We start from the raw sequence: 18,555 nt of genomic DNA on the forward strand, positions 1-18,555 counted from the left end.
CACCTTACATAGTCACTCAGGGTGTGTTATTCATTATATAGTCAATTTGTAATATAACTCTTTTTCAATTATTATTATTCCCTTGTCTAATATCATAACGATGATGACATTAGTGCTCTCTATCTCATTACCTATGAAGTAGGTTCTTTGTTTTCCATCCACATCTATAATAGCAATAGACTTTGATTCTTCTGTATGTTTTAGGACACCGACTAACTTTATATTACCGGCATAAAGAGGTGAGTGAAGAATATCGTTTGTGTCATTAGTTTTTTTGTTTCCCTCCACATTAGCTCGTCTAAACTTAAAAAAATCAAATTGTTTTATTTCCGCCATGAGGTTCTCTCTTTCAACCAAGTTATCACTCTCTGAAATCACCCCATCATATAATAATGGCATAGTTCTGTTATGCTCATTGATTATATAATCAAGACTTATAAATAACTGATATGAAATATATAATAATATAGATATATCAAATATAGCTTTCCCGTTATTAACTATTATTTTGTGGGGTGTTATTATTTTCCTGGTAAAAAATGATAACACCCTCACCTCTCTTGCAGAGAATTTTTATATTGATATTGTCGTGGGTAAGCACCAGTTTCTAATAACCAATAAACCTGTCTGTCATGTTACTCGATACCATTGTGCTTAATATTCCGGAATCCAATCTGAGTCCATATCTATTTATGGTTTTTACTATCCCATCAGGAATGCCTGCATTTTTTAAATGTACCCTAAATTTATGTATCAACTGATGATAATTGTTATCAGAAATACTTTTATGATTTTCATACCATACAACTTTTATAATATCTTGTTTTCTATTTACATCATTAAACAAACACATAACCAATCTCTTTTGCTTCTCATTGATATCAATAGTCAACTTCTTAGAATGGAAGTGTATTTTATTCATACAGCAATCAAGTGATATCTCTTTTTCATAATCAATCACTCCCTTCCCATTAATATCAATAAACTTACTGCCAGAAACAACAGAGACTGTATCAACATACATATATAACCCCTAAAAATATATTCACTCAGTTAATATAAACAAATCACATAACAGTACATAACAGATGTGATAAGAGAACAAGTGACTATTATCGCGTTTACTTAATGAATAAAACCAATTAAATTATATTTTTTAATTATATTTGATATTTAAAAAGTGGTTTTAATAAATAAAAATATGCACTCAAAAATGACCATAACCATGACAACCATAATGCATAATAACAAAGTTAGGTAATACGTTTTTTAAACACATCAACCAAAACAATTATATAACCCTGATTTATAATGAAGATATCTATGTTTATAATATTTATTAATTGCTTAATTCATCTTGTACTCTATGCGTAATCACAGAGTTAACATACAATAATAATTAAAAAATTCAAGGAATAAATATTATTTAATAATATCAAATCAAGATATTTACCAATAGCACACAATAATAACATTTACATATTCGATTTACCGCCATCCATAACTGATATTTATTAAAATATATAAGTCATACTATTTACATCAATACTAATAACAGTTTTAAAGCTCATCTATTAGCGGCTATCTTTTCATGCAGACTTTGCTTTAGTCATATAACCATAAATTTTAATTACAACCAAGAGAGAGATGTCAATAAAAAACATAACAGGATAAACAAATTAATATTAACATTAAGACCAATGAGAGGTATCCCCCTTAATAAAACTTAAGGGGAATAGATAAAAGGTGAACAATTACATAAAGAAGTCGACGACCCCGCCGTTTAAATTGTACATGCTGCCCACTATTTTTATTTTCCCTTCTTTTTCTAGTTTATTAAGTATCTCACTATTTTTGCGTATATCATCCATTGTGTTCTTTACATTAGTTTTTGCGACAGCATCTACATAATGTTCATTACTACCGCTTTTCTCACCATTAAATTGTGTTTCTTCAATTGCGGGTTTAATTTTATTGAGAAGCCCCGTCAGATTGCCAAGTTTCACGTTATCAATAGCGCCTTTTATCGCGCCACAGCTAGTGTGCCCCATAACTAAAACCACTTTTGCCCCTGCAGCTGCACAAGCAAACTCCAGGCTACCTAATAAATCATCATTCGAGATATTACCGGCAATCCTGGCATTGAATGTTTCACCAATTCCCGTGTCCAGTATAATTTCAATGGGAGCTCGAGAATCAATACAGCTGAGGATAACAGCCGCTGGGAATTGACCCTCTACGGTACTTCGTTTTTGCGCAAGAAAATCATGTTGCTGCATTTTTCCAGAAACAAACCGCTTATTGCCTTGTTCCAATCCTTCAAGTATTTGGTCGGGTGTTAATTTATCCCTTTCTTCTCGAGTCAAAGCCGCAGCATAGGATATTTGAGGTAATCCCAATCCAGCTCCGCCAATAACCCCTAGAGCAGTTAGGCTTAGAGCCGCTTTAAGCACGTTCCGTCGGCTATTAGGATGGTTCTCTTCTGAACAACAGCCGGTTATTTTACCCATATTCTCTCCTTTGAACTATTGTCGCAATTTGTATGCTGCTCAATTAATAAGCAGTCTATTAAATGTAGTACATCTTTTCTAAATTTAGCGATCCCAATTCTGCGGATGACAAAAATTACGTGATGATAATCACTGTTATAAACAGTAATTAATTTCTCCAGGGCGAGCTTTCATCCATTCCACCAATGAATTCTGTTTTGCCATCGATACAGATGAAGTACAAATTGAGAGAATAGATTTAAAAGAGATGAAATGATGAACGCCACAATCGTCAGCTTGCTTGATAACCCACCAACTTCGGGCAAGTGTTGAGCCCCTTTTACTCGGCGTAGTAGTGATATTCGTTGAGTCGCGTTGTTGGCTAAAAGTGAGATGGGATAAAGGAAGAATAGGATAAGAGCGACTTCGGGTTGGGCTATGATGAGCACCAACCCGAGCTATGAGCATTAAGAGGTTTGTACAAAACGATCGAGCTGCCGGCGCAGTTGATCATTTTCTTTTTTTAGCTGATCAATTTTCTCCAGCAGAGTTAAGGTCATTGCCACACCAGACCAGTCCAGATCCAACTCATTTTGTAACCGCCGGGCGCGTTTAAGATAACTTAATGCATCGGCGTCAAAAATCCAGAGACTATCTGCGGGTCTTAGCGGCACAATCACCCCCAGCCCGACCACTTCGATCAATTCATCCTGCATTATCCCCGTAAACTGGCATAATTCAGTCAGGGTATAGGTGATTTCTATTTCAGCCATAATCTGTTACTCCCATCCAGTCCGAGGATCAAATGCTGCCTGCTCTGACAATTGTTGCCACAGTGCCCGCGTTTTCTCATCTGGTTTTGGTGGCATCACCACTTTGAGGACAGCGTACAGGTCGCCAGTGCCTTTTTTACTGACCAGCCCTTTACCTTTGATGCGCAACTTCTGGCCACTTTGGCTACCCGCCGGGATGGTTAAGGTGATTTTTCCCGTCAGAGTCGGCATCTCAACACTGGCCCCCAAAGCCGCTTCCCACGGAGCTAACGGCACTACTATCTGTAAATTTTGACCATCAATATCAAACAATGGGTGCGGCGCAATGCGAATAATCAGGTATAAATCGCCATTGGCTCCCCCGGCAAAACCAGGTGCCCCTTGGCCTTTAAGCCGGATACGCTCGCCATCTCCTACTCCCGCAGGGATTTTCACTTTCAGTGTTTTAGACGTTTCCCCCCCCGGCATTCCCGATGCATCAATAGTGGGGATTTTGTAAGAGATAGAGCGGGATTGTTCAGCCAAGGTTTCTTCTAAAAAGACGGGTAACTCCATCTCCAGATCTTGGCCGCGAATTCCTTGAGATGCTCGATGAGAACTGTGCCCCGTAGCAGCGCCACGGTTGGCAAAGAAAGATTCAAAGAAGTCAGAAAAGTCATGAGCGCCCCCACCGGCACTGCTGTGCCACTGTTGCCCTCCGCCATTGTAGGCCGCCTGCTGTTGTGAGAAGCGCGGGTCATTACGATGCAGCCTTAACTCATCATATTCGGCCCGCCGTTCTGCATCTTTGAGGACTTCATAAGCTTCGGCAACTTCCTTAAACTTACTTTCGGCATCATCTTCAGAGCTGACATCAGGATGGTATTTGCGAGCCAGCCTACGATAGGCCGTTTTAATCTCTTTTAAGGAGGCGGTTGGTTCCACTCCCATCACGGCGTAATAGTCTTTAAATTCCATGCAGTAATATCCTTAAATTCAATGTGCTGTACGCAATAGATTTCAAGATATGGCACTCATAACTCTAAACTATAGCTTATGTTATCGCAGTGCTTGTAACCATCTATCATCCAAATCACTGATGTGAATCATATAAGCGTTACAAATCATATAACTGATCACTTGGCTTATTTGCCGCCGGCATCGCCCTTTTCTGATTGACCTGCTTTACCGACGCGCGAACCACTAATTTGCCTTGTAGGAGGATATTGCTGAAAGGGGCATCTGGGCGCAATAAACGCCTTTGTAACAATTGGATAGCCTCAGCCCCCAACTCATCACGAGGGACATGCACCGCCGTCAGCGGCACATCATGTATTTCCGCCAGATTAAAACCATCCATGCTCATCACAGAAATAGTCTCCGGCACATTTATCTTGAGTTTATTCAATGCATTAACTGCGCCAACTGCCATATAGTCTCCTCCGGCTAAAATGGCCGTGGGCAGTGGATGGCTATCGCTACAGGCGGTGATATAGGCCGTGATGGCTTGCTCTGCTTCCTCGGCACCAAAACCATGGGTGGTGAGCAAATGCTGATTATCATCAAAACTCATATTATGGCTGGCGAAAGCCTCTTTGATCCCCACCAGTCGCAACTCCATCGTGTTTCGCCGTAAGCATTGCAGGGTCAGAATGCGCCGGTGCCCCTGTTGTATTAGATAATTAGCAGAAAACTCGCCAATTAATTGATGGTCAGGGGAAACACTGTCTAATGACATTTCTTTATCACGACAATTAATTAATACCGATGGCTTATGTACCCCTGCTGCTAATGTGTGGATCCGAGAATCATCAATGCCGATAATGATTGCCGCTTCCGTCTGCGGATGAGTTATTTTTTCTAAGAACAATGAGATATCACTGTGAGTTTCAGACAACCCACAGTAGCGAATCATCACTTCATGCTGGCTCACCGCCTCCGTAATTCCCTGAATAACTTTATAATAAAAAATATCGGTTCGTACATCAAAGGCCCGGTGCGGCGCAAATACCATAATATTATTAAGCATTAGCCGCCCACTGGATAAATTCTGCAAAATCCCCTGCGACTGCGCATAAGCCATGACCTGCTGCTTTGCTTTCACACTGGTGTTAGCTTTACCGGCTAATACTCGGGATACAGTGCTAATTGAAAGGCCAGTCTGATTCGCTATTTCTTGTATTTTTAGCTTTCCATTCATTTTGTGATCTCTCTCAAATTAGCAAATGAAAAAATTTTCATAGCCAGTAAATGGCTTATTTAGTGCGTTATAAAATATAAATGCGGAAATATTACTCAGCTTATGAAAATTCTTTCAAAAAAAGGCGTATTAAAGCCAATTTAAGCTAGTTACCTTGTTTTTACTAAAACTAAATGATCTTTGGTAAACCAATTTTACAAACTTATCAGTCCGGTTATTTATGGTTAAATATAAAATTATCAATGTTATCAATTGAATAAATTTATAATCCGATTTTAATGTGAACAAGATCACAATAAAACTCAGCATAATCTTAATAGCCAAAAATGGATCATACCAAAATAATAAGTTGGTCAGATTAATTTGCTGCCGACTAACGACAGGAGTCTGGGATGAGTATTGAGATTAATCAATCTGCTAAAGTTGTTGGGCGGCGAAAAATAAAGTCATTACGTTGGTGGATGCTGGCGCTATTTCTACTTGGGGTCACGGTTAACTATATTACCCGCAACTCTTTGGGGATACTCGCCCCTGAATTAAAAACCAGCCTGAATATGACCACAGAACAATATTCATGGATTGTGGCGTCATTTCAACTGGCTTACACCCTGTTCCAGCCGCTCTGTGGTTGGCTAATTGATGTTATCGGTTTAAAAATGGGGTTCCTGATTTGCGCCAGTGTTTGGGCGGTGGTGTGTATGATGCACGCCGGCGCAGGCACTTGGTTCCAATTGGCGGTATTGCGTTTCTTTATGGGCAGTGCTGAAGCCGCCGCCACACCGGCAAACGCCAAAGCCATTTCTGACTGGTTCCCGAAAAAAGAGCGCCCAATAGCCGCCGGTTGGGCGGGGGTGGGTTTCTCCATTGGCGCAATGTTAGCCCCGCCTATTATTGTGCTAGCGCATGTGGCCCTCGGCTGGCAAGGCGCATTTTTATTCTCCGGTGCCTTAGCCATGATTTGGGTATTGCTGTGGTGGCGTTTTTACCATTCACCGGATACCCACCCCAATCTCAGTGAAGAAGAATTTGAATTCATTCATCAAGATAATGAGCCAGTGCTGCCACGGCTACCTTTCCTGAAATCACTGGCTATTCTCAGTAAAAATAAGAAATTCTACGGCATTGCTATCCCTGCATTTCTGGCAGAACCCGCATGGGCGGTATTTAGCTTCTGGGTTCCCTTGTATCTGGCGACCGAACGCGGCATGGATTTAAAGCAAATCGCCATGTTTGCCTGGTTGCCCTTCCTGGCAGCAGATATCGGCAGTGTTGCCAGTGGTTACTTAACTAAGTTGTATCAGAAATGGTTTGGTTGCAGCCGCATCAACTCGGTGGTGGCCAGCTCGGTAACCGGCGCTTTTATGATGATTTCACTGGCATTTGTTGCTATCACCCAAAACCCCTATCTGGCGATTGCCTTGATCTCTATCGGTGGCTTTGGACATCAGGTTATTTCCTGCATGCTTAGCGCCTTAGTTGTTGAATCATTTGATAAAAACCAAGTGGCAACCGTCAATGGGCTGCGCGGTTCATCCGCCTGGATAGCCAGCTTCTTGTTTACCTTATTGATTGGTGCAGTTTCCGACACCATCGGCTTTAACCCCTTGTTTATCGCCATGGGTTTCTTCGATTTGATTGGTGCCGTGTTCCTGATTGCCCTGTTTGCTGAACGCCGTAATAAAAAACAGTCGGCTGCCTGATGTTATCCCGGCAACAGTGCCGCCTGTGCTGTTGCCCCCAAAAAAGATGAGCTGTGATGAAAACATTAAAAAATTGGCAGTTAAAACATGACTATCCCGACCATCTGGAATTGCTGGTTGATGGTCGACATAGCTTTTGTCTGTATGTATTAGAGCCAAACCTTTGCCGTGTGCTGATTAAACGCGACGGCGAGCTGGCGCTGAACCGCACCTGGAGCATCGCACCGCAGGGTGATGTGCCCTGGGCTGGGCGTGACCGGCTAAGTCTGGAGGGTTTTTCTGTACCGGGTTATCAGTTAGAGCGCCGCGACCAACAACTGATAGTCACCACCGACTGCTTACGGGTCACTATTCATCAGCCACTGTATTTGGAATGGGAATATAAAAATCAGCAGGGAGAATGGCAACCACTGGCGGCAGACCGCCCTACCAGTGCTTATTTACTCAGCCCGCAAGGAGAAGCAATTGCTCACTATCAGCGCCGCTATCCTAACGAGCAGTATTATGGATTAGGCGAAAAAGCCGGTGACCTTAATCGCGCTGGCCGCCGCTTTGAAATGCGCAATTTAGATGCCATGGGCTACAATGCCGCCAGCACTGACCCACTCTATAAACATATTCCATTTACCATCACCCGCCGTGATGATGTCAGTTTTGGTCTGTTTTATGACAACTTAAGCAGCTGCTGGCTGGACTTAGGTAATGAGATTGATAATTATCATCTGGCTTATCGCCGCTATCAGGCCGAAGCGGGCGACCTTGATTACTATATGTTCCTCGGCCCGAAAGTGCTGGATGTCACCAAAACCTTTGTTCGCCTGACCGGTAAAACTCAATTTGGCCCTAAATGGAGCCTTGGCTACAGCGGTTCGACCATGCATTACACCGACGCCCCGGATGCACAGGTGCAACTGCAAAAATTCATTACATTGTGTCAACAGCATGATATTCCTTGCGATTCTTTCCAGCTTTCGTCCGGCTATACCTCCATCAATAATAAGCGGTATGTCTTTAACTGGAATTACGACAAAGTGCCGCAACCCAAGGTGATGAGTCAGGCATTTTTGCAAGCGGGCATCAAACTGGCCGCCAATATTAAGCCATGCTTACTGCAAGATCATCCGCTATATCAACATGTTGCAGAACAAGGTTTATTTATTCGTGATGGTGAAAGCGGGCTTCCTGAGCGCTCATCATTTTGGGATGACGAAGGTTCTCACCTTGATTTTACCAACCCGGCAACCGTGGCCTGGTGGCAGGAAAATGTCACCCAGCAACTGCTGGAGAGAGGCATTGGCTCCACCTGGAATGATAATAACGAATACGAAGTGTGGGACGGTGAAGCGCGATGCAATGGGTTTGGTGAATCAATTGCTATCAAACATATCAGGCCGGTGATGCCTTTACTGATGATGCGCGCATCAATGGAAGCTCAACAGAAATTTGCACCAGATATGCGTCCGTATCTAATATCACGTTCAGGTTGTGCTGGCATGCAACGCTACGCCCAAACCTGGAGTGGAGACAACCGCACCAGTTGGCAAACCCTGCGCTATAACATCCGCATGGGGCTCGGCATGAGCCTATCTGGCTTGTATAACCTTGGCCACGATGTCGGTGGTTTTTCCGGTGACAAACCAGAAGCAGAATTGTTTATCCGTTGGGTGCAAAACGGCGTTATGCATCCGCGATTTACTATTCACTCATGGAATGATGACAACACCGTCAACGAACCTTGGATGTATCCGGCCGCAACGCCGATGATCCGCGATGCCATGGCACTGCGCTACCGGCTATTACCTTACTTTTACACGTTACAGTGGCAAGCTAGCCATGATGACGAGCCAATGTTGCGCCCTACTTTCCTCGATCATGAGCACGATAGCTGCACGTTTAAAGAAAATGACGACTTTATGTTGGGCCGTGACTTACTGGTCGCCAGTGTCGTTGAACCGGCACAGCGCCAGCGTCCTATTTATCTGCCAAATAATAATGTTGGCTGGTATTGTTTCCATACCGGGCAATGGTACAGCGGCGGGCAAACCGTCATCATTGATGCTCCACTGGAGCGTTTGCCTCTGTTGGTGCGGGCGGGTGCAGCACTGCCGCTGTCACGGCGCATCGCCTTTGTGAATGCCGCACTGGATACCCAACGCGAACTGGCACTTTATCCCACCAAAGGCGGCGGGCAATCCAACGGAATGCTATTTGAAGACGATGGCGAAAGTCACCGCTGGCAGCAAGGTGTTGCCTTATGGCTGCACTGGCAAGTGACGACGGATAATCATCGTATTGATATCACTTTTAACCGCACTGGGAGCTATCAGCCAGCATGGCAAGAAGTGGTAATAAAGCTGCCCGAAAACGAACACCGTGAGTTATATATCAATGGCATTGCCGGCCATATTCTGCAATTAAAACATTTGGCTTAACTCGCTGAAATTAGTCAATATGCGGGCTTCATTCCAAAGCCCGCTGGTTATTGCCTACATAAACAGGCCAATTTATGCTGACTAGCGCAGCAATTTTAATGCTCCGGTCAATGACCGCACCCATTTCTCCGGCCCGACTAATCCTAAACCATCTAACTGCTCATCAATAAGAGAACGTAACGGGAAAGCTGCTTCATAATCCTGAAAACTGTGCAGCGAACGCGCGAACGCCGGGAAAGGGACTATCGCCCGTTGATGGGGGGATGCCAACGCTTTCAGCAAAACCTCTCTCATCTGTACCGCATTGGCCTGTAAAATAGGTACTGGCAATGTTGAACTCACATCAATTTCTTTCCCCGTCGAGTCTGATAACGTTATTCCCGCCAATTGGGGGAATTTTGCTGCTAAACCAATACCTACAGCACCGGTGGTATTGGCAATTAAGCCAACAGGAAGTTCGGGGTTAACGATAATTGCAATCCGCATTTGTTCTGTCACAGCCACTGCCCTTTTGCCGCTAATATGTACAAATAGCCTATCCCTATCTGGCGGGTAGGTGCTTTCTTTTATCACCCATATTCAGCTAATATTGGCAATCCTTACCTAATTTAATTAATAAAAAGGTAGAAAATGCCATCACCACTGATAACCCCGGCAGATATAAAAATTTTAAAACAATTGCAACGCGCTGGCCGCATGACTAACCAGGAACTGGCCAATAAAGTCGGGATGGCAAGCTCTCCCTGTTGGCGGCGGGTTAAACAACTGGAAGAAAGCGGCATCATCACGGGCTATCAAGCCAATATTGATAGGCGAAAAATAGGCCTGGGAATTCTGGCTTTTATTCGGGTTAAAATTGACAGCCATAATGAAGAAGAAGCGAAATTATTTGAGCTGCAAGTGGGGGCATTAAAGCCGGTTATCGCCTGCTATGCCGTAGCTGGGGATGCAGATTTCTTGCTGCAAGTGGTCGCGGAAGATCTCGACAGTTTCTCGACCTTTGCGATGTCGGTGATTCGCCAGTTATCAGGGATTAAAGAGATGCAAACGACATTTGTGTTGCGTGAGGTAAAGCCGCTGGATAATTTACCTCTGTAATAGGTGATGTTTAAAAAGCCACCTTCTAGGCCGCCGCCAACACTCTGTTGCGGCCCGCTGCTTTGGCACGATAGAGCGCTTCATCCATACGTTTGAATAAACTATCAGTATCTTCACCCACTTGATGCTGTGCAACACCAAGACTTACCGTCAGTGTCGGCAGATTAGGCTGGCAGATCATCTGAATAGTTTCTCTAATAGATTCAGCCAATTGCAATGCACCTTGCAGATTGGTTAAGGGTAATAGGATGGCAAATTCCTCTCCTCCCCAACGAAATACGCTATCACTTTCGCGAACAATGGACTCCAAGGTTCTGGCCAACAAAATCAGTACCTCGTCACCTTTATGATGTCCAAGTTGATCATTAATAGATTTGAAATGATCTACATCTAATAAAATTAAACTGAAATTTTGGTTATAACGTTGGCTTTGGGTATAAGCTTGCTCGACCAAAGGAAAGAATTGGCGTCGATTACCTAAGTTGGTCAATGGATCCCGCAAAGCAGCATGTTCCAATGCCTGTTCCAGCCGTTTTTGTTCAGTGATGTCATGAATAATGCATAGCATCAGCCGTATGCCATCTAATTCCACTGGCCCGGCATAGGTTTGAACATGGCGGGTATTTCCATCAGCTAATATATGAATAAAGTTAAAGGGTTTATGCCCACCGGGTAATTTGGCAACCTCATTCATCACCGGTAAAACATCCCTCCCCATGGTATTAATTTCCCAGGTATGCTTGCTGCACATCTCATCCCGCGAATAACCATAGAAACGTGTTGCTGCCAGATTTGCATCAACAATCAACCCTTCTCTCGACGGATCAATAAGTAACATTGGTGCGGTATTCGTATTGAAAAACTGCTCATAGAAACCCCTCTCATCACGATAATAAGGTTTTGAGAACAATTGTTCAGCATGAGGTTTGGCCAGGACAGAGGATGAGATAAATAGCCCTTCAAAAACGATCACATCACCGTAAGGCGCTAATTGTATAAGGGAAAGTTGGCAACTCAGAGGAAAGCTAGCCTCTTTTTTCTCAATAGTCCAAATCTCAATAATTTGATCAAGGCCAGCTAAGGCGGGGAGATAAGCATCCAACTGTTGCTGCGCATGTGCTGAAAAACGCCCATTACGCATCAGTGGCAACGCACTGTCACCTGTAATCTTCCGAGCTTCCTTGTTAGCAAAAACTATTTCCTGATTTTTGGGTAAAACAATCCAAACAGGTGTACTCAAAATATTTAATGCATCTAAGTAAGTGCTTAACATAGGAATACCTACCGATATTTGGCATAGGAACAGAATACAGTTAATTACCCCAGATTCACTACATTTCAATTAAAACTAACAAATAGCATTAACTATATTACCCATAGGCACTTTTACTTTATATCTCATGGCATCATCTGCTCCGCCAGATAGCTATCAATAGCGGCTAATTTCTTTCTGCTTTTTCTGCGGGCGAACTTTCATCTCTGTGACCAATATTTTTGCACACTCCAGAAAGCGTGGTTAACAGGCCTAAGGTTTGGTGTTTTATTGCAAGTTATGGTGGTGTAAGCGGGATCATGAGCCTATATGCACTGGGTTACAGCGAATGACTCGGTAAGAAAGCTATTCTCGGTAGCATTTGGTCGCGGTTGAAACCTTACTGGTGTTACGCAAAGGTCAGATTTAGCCCGGTTAAAGGGCTAAATTATTGGCAACAATACCGTTTTAGCGGAGTAAATTTGGCCTCTATTCAGGGCAAAATGCGTTTTCCCTGAGCATCCAGTAAATAGGTTAATAGCGCGGAGCCATCACTACCGACGCGAAACTCCCCGTAGCGGGCTTTCTCAAAACGCTCTGCATGCCCCTCTTGGAAGAAATAACTTGGCGTACCGATATGCAAGGCATGGTTAGCAAGATGGTATTTCATCAGCACTTCTTGCGGCTTCAGCATTTCTCCCTGAGCAAGGCGGGCATCCACGGCCCGATGTTGTTCATCAAGTTCAACCACAATTTCTCCGGTGCTGGCGAGGCGAGCTTGACTCTGGCTTTCAAGCTGCTGATACAACTGGCGAGCTAGCGCATAATCCAGTGCCATATAATCGCCCTGCATCAGCGAACGCGGGTCGACTGGGGCCAGCTCCATAATCACCAAGTTACCCTTTTTCAGTACCTGCTCTTTTTGGAAAATCGACAGGTTAACCAGTAGCAGCGCCAGCAGGAGAGTGCCAGCCGTCAGCCATTTCAGTACACGATTAATTTGCATAAGTTTCTCCGGTCGCTCCAGGCAGTAATTTTTTCGCGGCCCAGGCCAGGCCCAATAGCAGCAGCCCACTGGCTAACAGCAACAGCGATTTATGCAGCAAAGTGACACCGAGGAAATAATACCAATAGATGAGATACAGCATCAGGAAGCAACCCGCGGTGGCCAATAATACTTGGCTGCCCTGATACCTGGCGACCAGCAAGAGTGCCAGACCCAGACCAATACCCGGGGCGAAAATGGCGATGGCACCGCAGACGATGGCAGCAGGCAAATAAACTGCGGTGGTCGCCGCCCGGAAACGGCCAGCATGAATTAACGCGCCAGTGATAAAACCTACCGCTATCCCTACCCCCAGCAACAGCGGCAAAGGGCTATAAAGAGAATTCGCCCAGAATATCCCATACAAAATATCAGACTGCACGTTGGCAAGGCACTGTAGCGCTAGCCCGACCGGTATGCCGGAGAGGAGTGCTAGATGAGCCGCAGTGCGCGGGCGCTCCTGACGGGTGAGAAGCCATAACCATAAAACCACTATGCCGGCGACCAGCAGCACGGTGAGCCCCAACGCCAGCTTGTAAGGTAAAGATGAACTGACAAGGGCAGCAAATGATGGGATAAGGAGAAACACCAAGGTGGTAACCGCCATAAAACGATACAGGCGATCCGGCATAGCAACTGCCATCAGCGCAATGACCGGTAGGTACCAGAGCGCATCGATAATAACCTCACCGCGCCACGAAGATTCAAGCAGTAAATAAACCCCAATACATAAACCATAGGTAGCGGCAATCGCCCACGCCAACCCAATATGGTGTTTGCCGACCCCCTCAGCCCGTAACATTATAGCGGCCAGCGCCGCGATAACTAATGAAGGCAAAATCAGGCTGATACCATTGAATGAGTCAAGCAGGTTGGTGGTGTAAAGCAGCAAAGCCAGCAGGAGCAAAGTAATCAGCGCAGCCACCCAGCCGCCAACAGCCAATGCGACACGTAAATACCAGGGTAAATCGGTAGCGTGGTCGAATGCTGCGATCTCCGCCACCTGCGCATCATTTAAGAGCTGATGCTGGCGAAGTGCTTCTAGCAGGTCAGTTTCCTCACTTGCTGCCAACCCGGTGGCCTGCGAATGAGACATTGTGCGCCGCCAATGCAATAACAGCGCACTGCCTGCCGCCAACAAAATAGCCATGAGCAAACCCATGATGAACAGACTGTCGAGACTCCATGAGTTACCTAACAACTGTATGATAAGCACACAGCCAACCACCATCAGGCTGATAACCCCCAAAGTCAGCATGCATAAATCTGGGCGGCGATAGCGATAGTAACCATAACCGGTGGCCAAGACCGCCCCCCAGACTATGAGCGGGGTTCCACTGAAAAAGGCGCGACTCCAGAGCGAGTCGACAACCAGCAGCGTCAAGGTCAGCAGCAGATAGGCCGCCATCACACGTGAAAACCAACGGCTGGCCAGCCAGCTCGAGGGATGATTCTTGGCGGTGTACTCAGCCAGTGCTTCACGCACCAGCAGAAGAGCAATTTGCACAGCAAGATAGCCATACAGAATGACATTGGGCAACCAGGATAAAAAAGAAGGCATTATGTCATCAAAAAGTAGCCAGACCCGGCTGAGATAATAAAGCTGGAAAGCCAGATTGGCGATGACCCAGGTACAGAACCACAATGCATTCTGTCGGCCAAGTAATGCCAATGGCAGCAGCACACCAGCCCAGGCACGGAACAATTCCCAGCTATCAGCACCGGTTTGGTAAACCTGCCCATACAGTGCAAATAGCCCACCAAAACTCAGCCCGACCGCCAATAAAGCCATTCGCGCCACTGCATCATACCAACGCCACCAAACCACCACCGCCAGCGCAATAATCAGCAGTTGAGCCAGGGCAAATTTAGCCATCTTTGGCATTGCAGCCCAGTTCCAGGCAATGAAAAACACCGCCCCCGCCACCAAAGCCAACAGGCCCAACAAAGTGAGAAATGCAGTAAGAAAACTGCTCCACCCCATCAGATTTGGCCGAACACCACAATAATGAAGGATTTGTTGGTAAACAGTGGGCGATAACTTGCGGCTTTCTGTCGTTGGGGAGTCCATTAATGAGGAAAGGGAACGACACAGACGTTCTGCTGCCTTCGAGGGCATGGCATCTTTCTGATTCGACGACAAATCCATACTGACTTCCTTATCGATGTGACGTTTAACTTATCGGAGTTCCGTGCATATTTTCACGAAAATACTAAACATTTTAAACATTATATGCAAAGAACACCTTCAGCACTCCTATGAAAAAGGATTATCACAGATAACATAATTTTATTCCTCCCTAAAAATCAGCCTCGCCACTTTCACTTACTTGCCTACCCGCTAATCCAGCACAGCTTTTATTGTAGATAAAACCAATTAATTTACTTCTGAGCATAATCACAACTATCACGAGCATCAACAAGCAGCTGATAGGCATATATACCTATTCAGCAAGCAACATGAAATAGGTAAATTGCTTTAACTCCAGCTCTACATTTTTATTTCCCCCGTCTCAAACCACGATAATTAAAACAAATAAGCATCATTACATACAAATAAGCATCGCTACATATAGTTATCTTGTTGCAATGAATTTAATTCATATATTCAGTTGTTAATAACTAACATAAAATAAAGAAATTTCTTATTTACCACCTTGTAGGATTCTTCTTTGCATTTGTAGGAAAACGTGTATTTTTACATTCCAATCGGATGAGAAAATTAACTAAAGTCAGCTGAGCGGCTGACATCATAATTTATTTTTACCTTTAAATACAACAAGAAAGAAAACTTCACTTTTAATACCTTCATATGGTGAAACTGGTCTAATTAGTTTTGTTTGCTATATTTCACTGCAAAGACGCATTTGTTTAGATTAAAAGATAGTGTATATTTTGATTCATGGTTATTAAGGTCGAACCAAGGAAAAGTTAAGTAAGATTTATTATTCACCGTATCGATTAGAGATGTTCACCGTACAGATGAGTCAGGGATTTTCGTCCACCCCCCTGAAGTATCACCCAGATTCAATTACTCATTCATACGCGTTCGATACTGAGGCTATGCCAAAAAGTTATTGGGCGTGAAAATAAAAGAACCTCATTTTTTATCGGTTATTTGAGTCACTGAAAATGATATCAACCGGATAATTAAGACCGGTGTGATATATCAACATCCACAGTACCAGCTTTATTTTTCCTCATATAACCCAGCACAGCTGCATGAAAAAGTTAACGATAGTCGCGCTAATACTATTAGGCGCATTTATACCTAAAGGAATCAGTCAATGATAAAACCCATCCGACTTTCCATTATCGCTTCGTTATTAATGGGTAGCGGTATGGTACTGGCGGCAAACGTGGGAGGTGAGAATAAAACCACCACACCCCCTGAGGCGCGAGCGTATACCGTGCCCCTGACCAGTAGTCTGTACCAACTGGCCTTGCAAAGCGGTATTAGCGTGGCGCAACTGCGCACCATAAACAAAGGCAGCCTTGACCGCCGTGACACTCTCAACGCAGGTGAAAGCCTGTTGCTACCGGCAAGCTCCCCATTGTTTCCGGCGCAAAACAAGGATGACCTGATAGTCAGTAACTTGCCTGAACTGGGCATGGGCAACACCCCGCTCACCCCGTCCGACACCGGTGCCATGAAGGTGGCCGGTACCCTAAAAAACGTGGGTTCGCAGGACTGGAACACCCTGACCGGTGACCAGGTGAAAAATCAGGCCGGGAACTGGGCAAAAAATCAGGCCAAAGCACAAGTGGTGGCCCCGCTGCAACAAGGGGCGCAGGATTTTCTGGGTAAGTTTGGTAAGGCGCAGGTGGGGATTGCCGTTGATGACAAGGGCAGCCTGAAAAACAGCACCGCCGCTCTCTTCACGCCCTGGTATGAAAATGACGACCTTATCGCTTTCTCTCAGGTCGGTATCCACCGCCAGGACGACCGCACCATCGGTAATTTAGGGGTCGGGGTACGTCTCGACCGAGGCAACTGGATGTGGGGGCTCAATAGCTTTATTGACCAGGACCTCAGTCGTAACCACACCCGGGGAGGGGTTGGGGGCGAACTGTGGATGGATAACGCCAAGCTGGCAGCCAACTACTACCACCCGGTCTCTGGCTGGAAGGATTCCAAAGACTTTGACGATTATCTGGAGCGGCCGGCTAGTGGGTTTGATGTCCGCGCTCAGGGCTACCTGCCCGCCCACCCACAACTGGGTGCCTCGGTGGTGTATGAGAAATATTACGGCGACGAAGTGGCGTTGTTCGGCAAAGAAAACCTCCAGTCAGACCCCCATGCGGTCACGCTGGGAGTGGATTATACCCCGGTGCCGTTGCTGACCCTGAAGGTCAGTCATAAAGAGGGGCAAGGGGGCAAGAGTGAAAACAAAGCCGACCTGTTACTCAGTTATCAACTGGGGACACCGCTGGCGAAACAACTTGACCCGGGCAACGTCGCCCTGGCCCGCTCACTGAAAGGCAGCCGCTACGACCTGGTTGACCGTAATTATGACATCGTCCTCGAATACAAAGAGAAAGACGGTGGATTAAGTCTGGATCTGGCCGCAGTGCCGGCAGACCTGCTAGAGGGCGATGACTACATCATGCAACCTCTGGTGCGCAACAAATACGCTATCGCTGCCGTCAGTTGGAATGGCGATGTTATCCCGCTGGCACTGACGGCAACTGCCGGGGCCACCAACCCGCAAGGCTGGAAGATAACGCTACCGGACTGGGATTCATCCCCGGAGGCGACCAATACTTACACCCTGTCCATCACTCTGGTCGATGAGAAAGGGCATCAGGTGACGTCCAACCCGGTAGACATTGTGGTTGGGCATCAGCGGCAGAGCCAGTTGGCACTGGAAAGTGCCAGCATTGCACCGGCCTCCGGCTTGTCGACCGACTCCATTTTGTTGGCGGCCTATCTGGAAAACCACCAGGGCGTGTTGATTAATGACGCGCAACTTCAGCCGACATGGCTGGTGACCAACACCGTCAGTGGGGCCGCGGTTCCCTGGGTAGCACCGGGGGAAACCTGCCCGGTCAATGAACAAGGTACGACGCAGACCTGCCTGCAAATGGTACGCGGCGAGACGGAAGACCGGGACGGTATCAGCCACCATGTTGTTGAACTGGTCAGTACCCTGCCGGGCACCTTTGAGGTCAAGGCTGACCTTGGGGCCTACGGGATGACCGCGCCCCAGACCGTCAGTTTTACCCTCCACGGCCCGACCGCGGTGGTGCGAGCTGAAATCCAAGACCCGCAAGGGCAAGACATTTTGACCAGCGGCACGCCGCCTAATGTGGGGGTGACCTACAGCGTGAAGTTGTTTGATGTAGACGACATTGATATCACCACCAGTATCCCAGAAGCCGATGTGCACTGGGCGCTGGACGGGGCCAACACGGCGGGCTGCGCCGTCACCCTGAACAACCATGATACCGGGGTCACCGGTTACCAATTTACGCCACGCGTCAATGCGGACAGCAACAGCGGTGTGGCCTGCGGTGACCAGGGTTTTGGCCTGAAAGTGAACTGGTAGCCTAAACATTTTTTAGACACGAATTGACTCTGGCCCTG

14 protein-coding genes are annotated in these 18,555 nt (G+C 45.8%); 4 read left to right on the plus strand and 10 right to left on the minus strand.

Going from position 1 to position 18,555, the window contains the following annotated elements:
• Positions 1 to 33: 33 nt before the first annotated feature.
• From YROHD0001_RS0118565 to YROHD0001_RS02835, 6 genes are all read right to left on the minus strand, one after another.
• On the minus strand, positions 34 to 549 hold the full coding sequence (locus YROHD0001_RS0118565) for a type II secretion system protein N (protein ID WP_032817922.1): 516 nt from the start codon (positions 547 to 549) through the stop codon (positions 34 to 36).
• Between the two features lie 58 nt (positions 550 to 607).
• Positions 608 to 1,024, minus strand: coding sequence for a winged helix-turn-helix domain-containing protein (locus tag YROHD0001_RS0118570; protein ID WP_032817925.1), 417 nt, complete (start codon positions 1,022 to 1,024; stop codon positions 608 to 610).
• A gap of 730 nt (positions 1,025 to 1,754) precedes the next feature.
• A complete protein-coding gene (locus YROHD0001_RS02850) occupies positions 1,755 to 2,510 on the minus strand; it encodes a carbonic anhydrase (protein WP_032817928.1) in 756 nt (251 codons plus the stop codon).
• A 446-nt stretch (positions 2,511 to 2,956) separates the two neighbouring features.
• Positions 2,957 to 3,262: a chaperone modulator CbpM gene (gene cbpM / locus YROHD0001_RS02845; RefSeq protein WP_004716194.1), complete on the minus strand. Its 306-nt coding sequence runs from the start codon at positions 3,260 to 3,262 to the stop codon at positions 2,957 to 2,959.
• 6 nt (positions 3,263 to 3,268) lie between these two features.
• Positions 3,269 to 4,219 carry a curved DNA-binding protein gene (gene cbpA, locus YROHD0001_RS02840; protein WP_004716195.1) on the minus strand — a complete coding sequence of 317 codons (951 nt, stop codon included), beginning with the start codon at positions 4,217 to 4,219 and terminating at the stop codon, positions 3,269 to 3,271.
• A gap of 139 nt (positions 4,220 to 4,358) precedes the next feature.
• Positions 4,359 to 5,441, minus strand: coding sequence for a LacI family DNA-binding transcriptional regulator (locus YROHD0001_RS02835; RefSeq protein ID WP_004716198.1), 1,083 nt, complete (start codon positions 5,439 to 5,441; stop codon positions 4,359 to 4,361).
• A gap of 392 nt (positions 5,442 to 5,833) precedes the next feature.
• Here YROHD0001_RS02835 and YROHD0001_RS02830 point away from each other — a divergent pair, with 392 nt between their 5' ends.
• Entirely contained in the window at positions 5,834 to 7,141 is a 1,308-nt protein-coding gene (locus YROHD0001_RS02830) for an MFS transporter (RefSeq protein WP_004716199.1), read from the plus strand.
• Positions 7,142 to 7,197: 56 nt separating this feature from the next.
• Positions 7,198 to 9,573 (plus strand): glycoside hydrolase family 31 protein, encoded by a 2,376-nt coding sequence (locus YROHD0001_RS02825; RefSeq protein ID WP_004716201.1) that lies wholly within the window; start codon positions 7,198 to 7,200, stop codon positions 9,571 to 9,573.
• An 81-nt stretch (positions 9,574 to 9,654) separates the two neighbouring features.
• Here the strand turns inward: YROHD0001_RS02825 and YROHD0001_RS02820 are convergent, their stop codons facing one another.
• Positions 9,655 to 10,077 (minus strand): DUF2000 domain-containing protein, encoded by a 423-nt coding sequence (locus YROHD0001_RS02820; RefSeq protein WP_004716203.1) that lies wholly within the window; start codon positions 10,075 to 10,077, stop codon positions 9,655 to 9,657.
• A 126-nt stretch (positions 10,078 to 10,203) separates the two neighbouring features.
• On the opposite strand from YROHD0001_RS02820, the gene YROHD0001_RS02815 reads away from it, so the two are divergent.
• On the plus strand, positions 10,204 to 10,671 hold the full coding sequence (locus YROHD0001_RS02815) for an Lrp/AsnC family transcriptional regulator (RefSeq protein WP_004716205.1): 468 nt from the start codon (positions 10,204 to 10,206) through the stop codon (positions 10,669 to 10,671).
• Between the two features lie 25 nt (positions 10,672 to 10,696).
• On the opposite strand, the gene YROHD0001_RS02810 is transcribed toward YROHD0001_RS02815, so the two are convergent.
• The 3 genes from YROHD0001_RS02810 to YROHD0001_RS02805 form a co-directional block, all read right to left on the minus strand.
• Positions 10,697 to 11,944 (minus strand): sensor domain-containing diguanylate cyclase, encoded by a 1,248-nt coding sequence (locus YROHD0001_RS02810; protein ID WP_004716207.1) that lies wholly within the window; start codon positions 11,942 to 11,944, stop codon positions 10,697 to 10,699.
• Between the two features lie 472 nt (positions 11,945 to 12,416).
• Complete coding sequence (locus YROHD0001_RS0118575) at positions 12,417 to 12,929, minus strand: GDYXXLXY domain-containing protein (RefSeq protein WP_032817930.1); 513 nt, start codon at positions 12,927 to 12,929, stop codon at positions 12,417 to 12,419.
• The gene (locus YROHD0001_RS02805; protein WP_004716211.1) at positions 12,919 to 15,117 is read right to left on the minus strand and encodes a DUF4401 domain-containing protein; all 2,199 of its coding nucleotides are present in this window, start codon (positions 15,115 to 15,117) and stop codon (positions 12,919 to 12,921) included. The genes YROHD0001_RS0118575 and YROHD0001_RS02805 overlap by 11 nt, the downstream gene beginning before the upstream one ends.
• A 1,138-nt stretch (positions 15,118 to 16,255) precedes the next feature.
• Here YROHD0001_RS02805 and YROHD0001_RS02800 point away from each other — a divergent pair.
• On the plus strand, positions 16,256 to 18,517 hold the full coding sequence (locus tag YROHD0001_RS02800; protein WP_004716215.1) for an inverse autotransporter beta domain-containing protein: 2,262 nt from the start codon (positions 16,256 to 16,258) through the stop codon (positions 18,515 to 18,517).
• Positions 18,518 to 18,555 lie beyond the last annotated feature (38 nt).

Source organism: Yersinia rohdei ATCC 43380 (genome assembly GCF_000173775.1).
Lineage (GTDB): Bacteria > Pseudomonadota > Gammaproteobacteria > Enterobacterales > Enterobacteriaceae > Yersinia > Yersinia rohdei.

What these genes read in the sequence shown, in the direction of transcription:
- YROHD0001_RS0118570 (WP_032817925.1), bottom strand. Translation starts at nt 1,024, where the DNA reads ATGTATGTTGATACAGTCTCTGTTGTTTCTGGCAGTAAGTTTATTGAT.
- YROHD0001_RS02850 (WP_032817928.1), bottom strand. Translation starts at nt 2,510, where the DNA reads ATGGGTAAAATAACCGGCTGTTGTTCAGAAGAGAACCATCCTAATAGC.
- cbpM (WP_004716194.1), bottom strand. Translation starts at nt 3,262, where the DNA reads ATGGCTGAAATAGAAATCACCTATACCCTGACTGAATTATGCCAGTTT.
- cbpA (WP_004716195.1), bottom strand. Translation starts at nt 4,219, where the DNA reads ATGGAATTTAAAGACTATTACGCCGTGATGGGAGTGGAACCAACCGCC.
- YROHD0001_RS02835 (WP_004716198.1), bottom strand. Translation starts at nt 5,441, where the DNA reads ATGAATGGAAAGCTAAAAATACAAGAAATAGCGAATCAGACTGGCCTT.
- YROHD0001_RS02830 (WP_004716199.1), top strand. Translation starts at nt 5,834, where the DNA reads ATGAGTATTGAGATTAATCAATCTGCTAAAGTTGTTGGGCGGCGAAAA.
- YROHD0001_RS02825 (WP_004716201.1), top strand. Translation starts at nt 7,198, where the DNA reads ATGAAAACATTAAAAAATTGGCAGTTAAAACATGACTATCCCGACCAT.
- YROHD0001_RS02815 (WP_004716205.1), top strand. Translation starts at nt 10,204, where the DNA reads ATGCCATCACCACTGATAACCCCGGCAGATATAAAAATTTTAAAACAA.
- YROHD0001_RS02810 (WP_004716207.1), bottom strand. Translation starts at nt 11,944, where the DNA reads ATGTTAAGCACTTACTTAGATGCATTAAATATTTTGAGTACACCTGTT.
- YROHD0001_RS0118575 (WP_032817930.1), bottom strand. Translation starts at nt 12,929, where the DNA reads ATGCAAATTAATCGTGTACTGAAATGGCTGACGGCTGGCACTCTCCTG.
- YROHD0001_RS02805 (WP_004716211.1), bottom strand. Translation starts at nt 15,117, where the DNA reads ATGGATTTGTCGTCGAATCAGAAAGATGCCATGCCCTCGAAGGCAGCA.
- YROHD0001_RS02800 (WP_004716215.1), top strand. Translation starts at nt 16,256, where the DNA reads ATGATAAAACCCATCCGACTTTCCATTATCGCTTCGTTATTAATGGGT.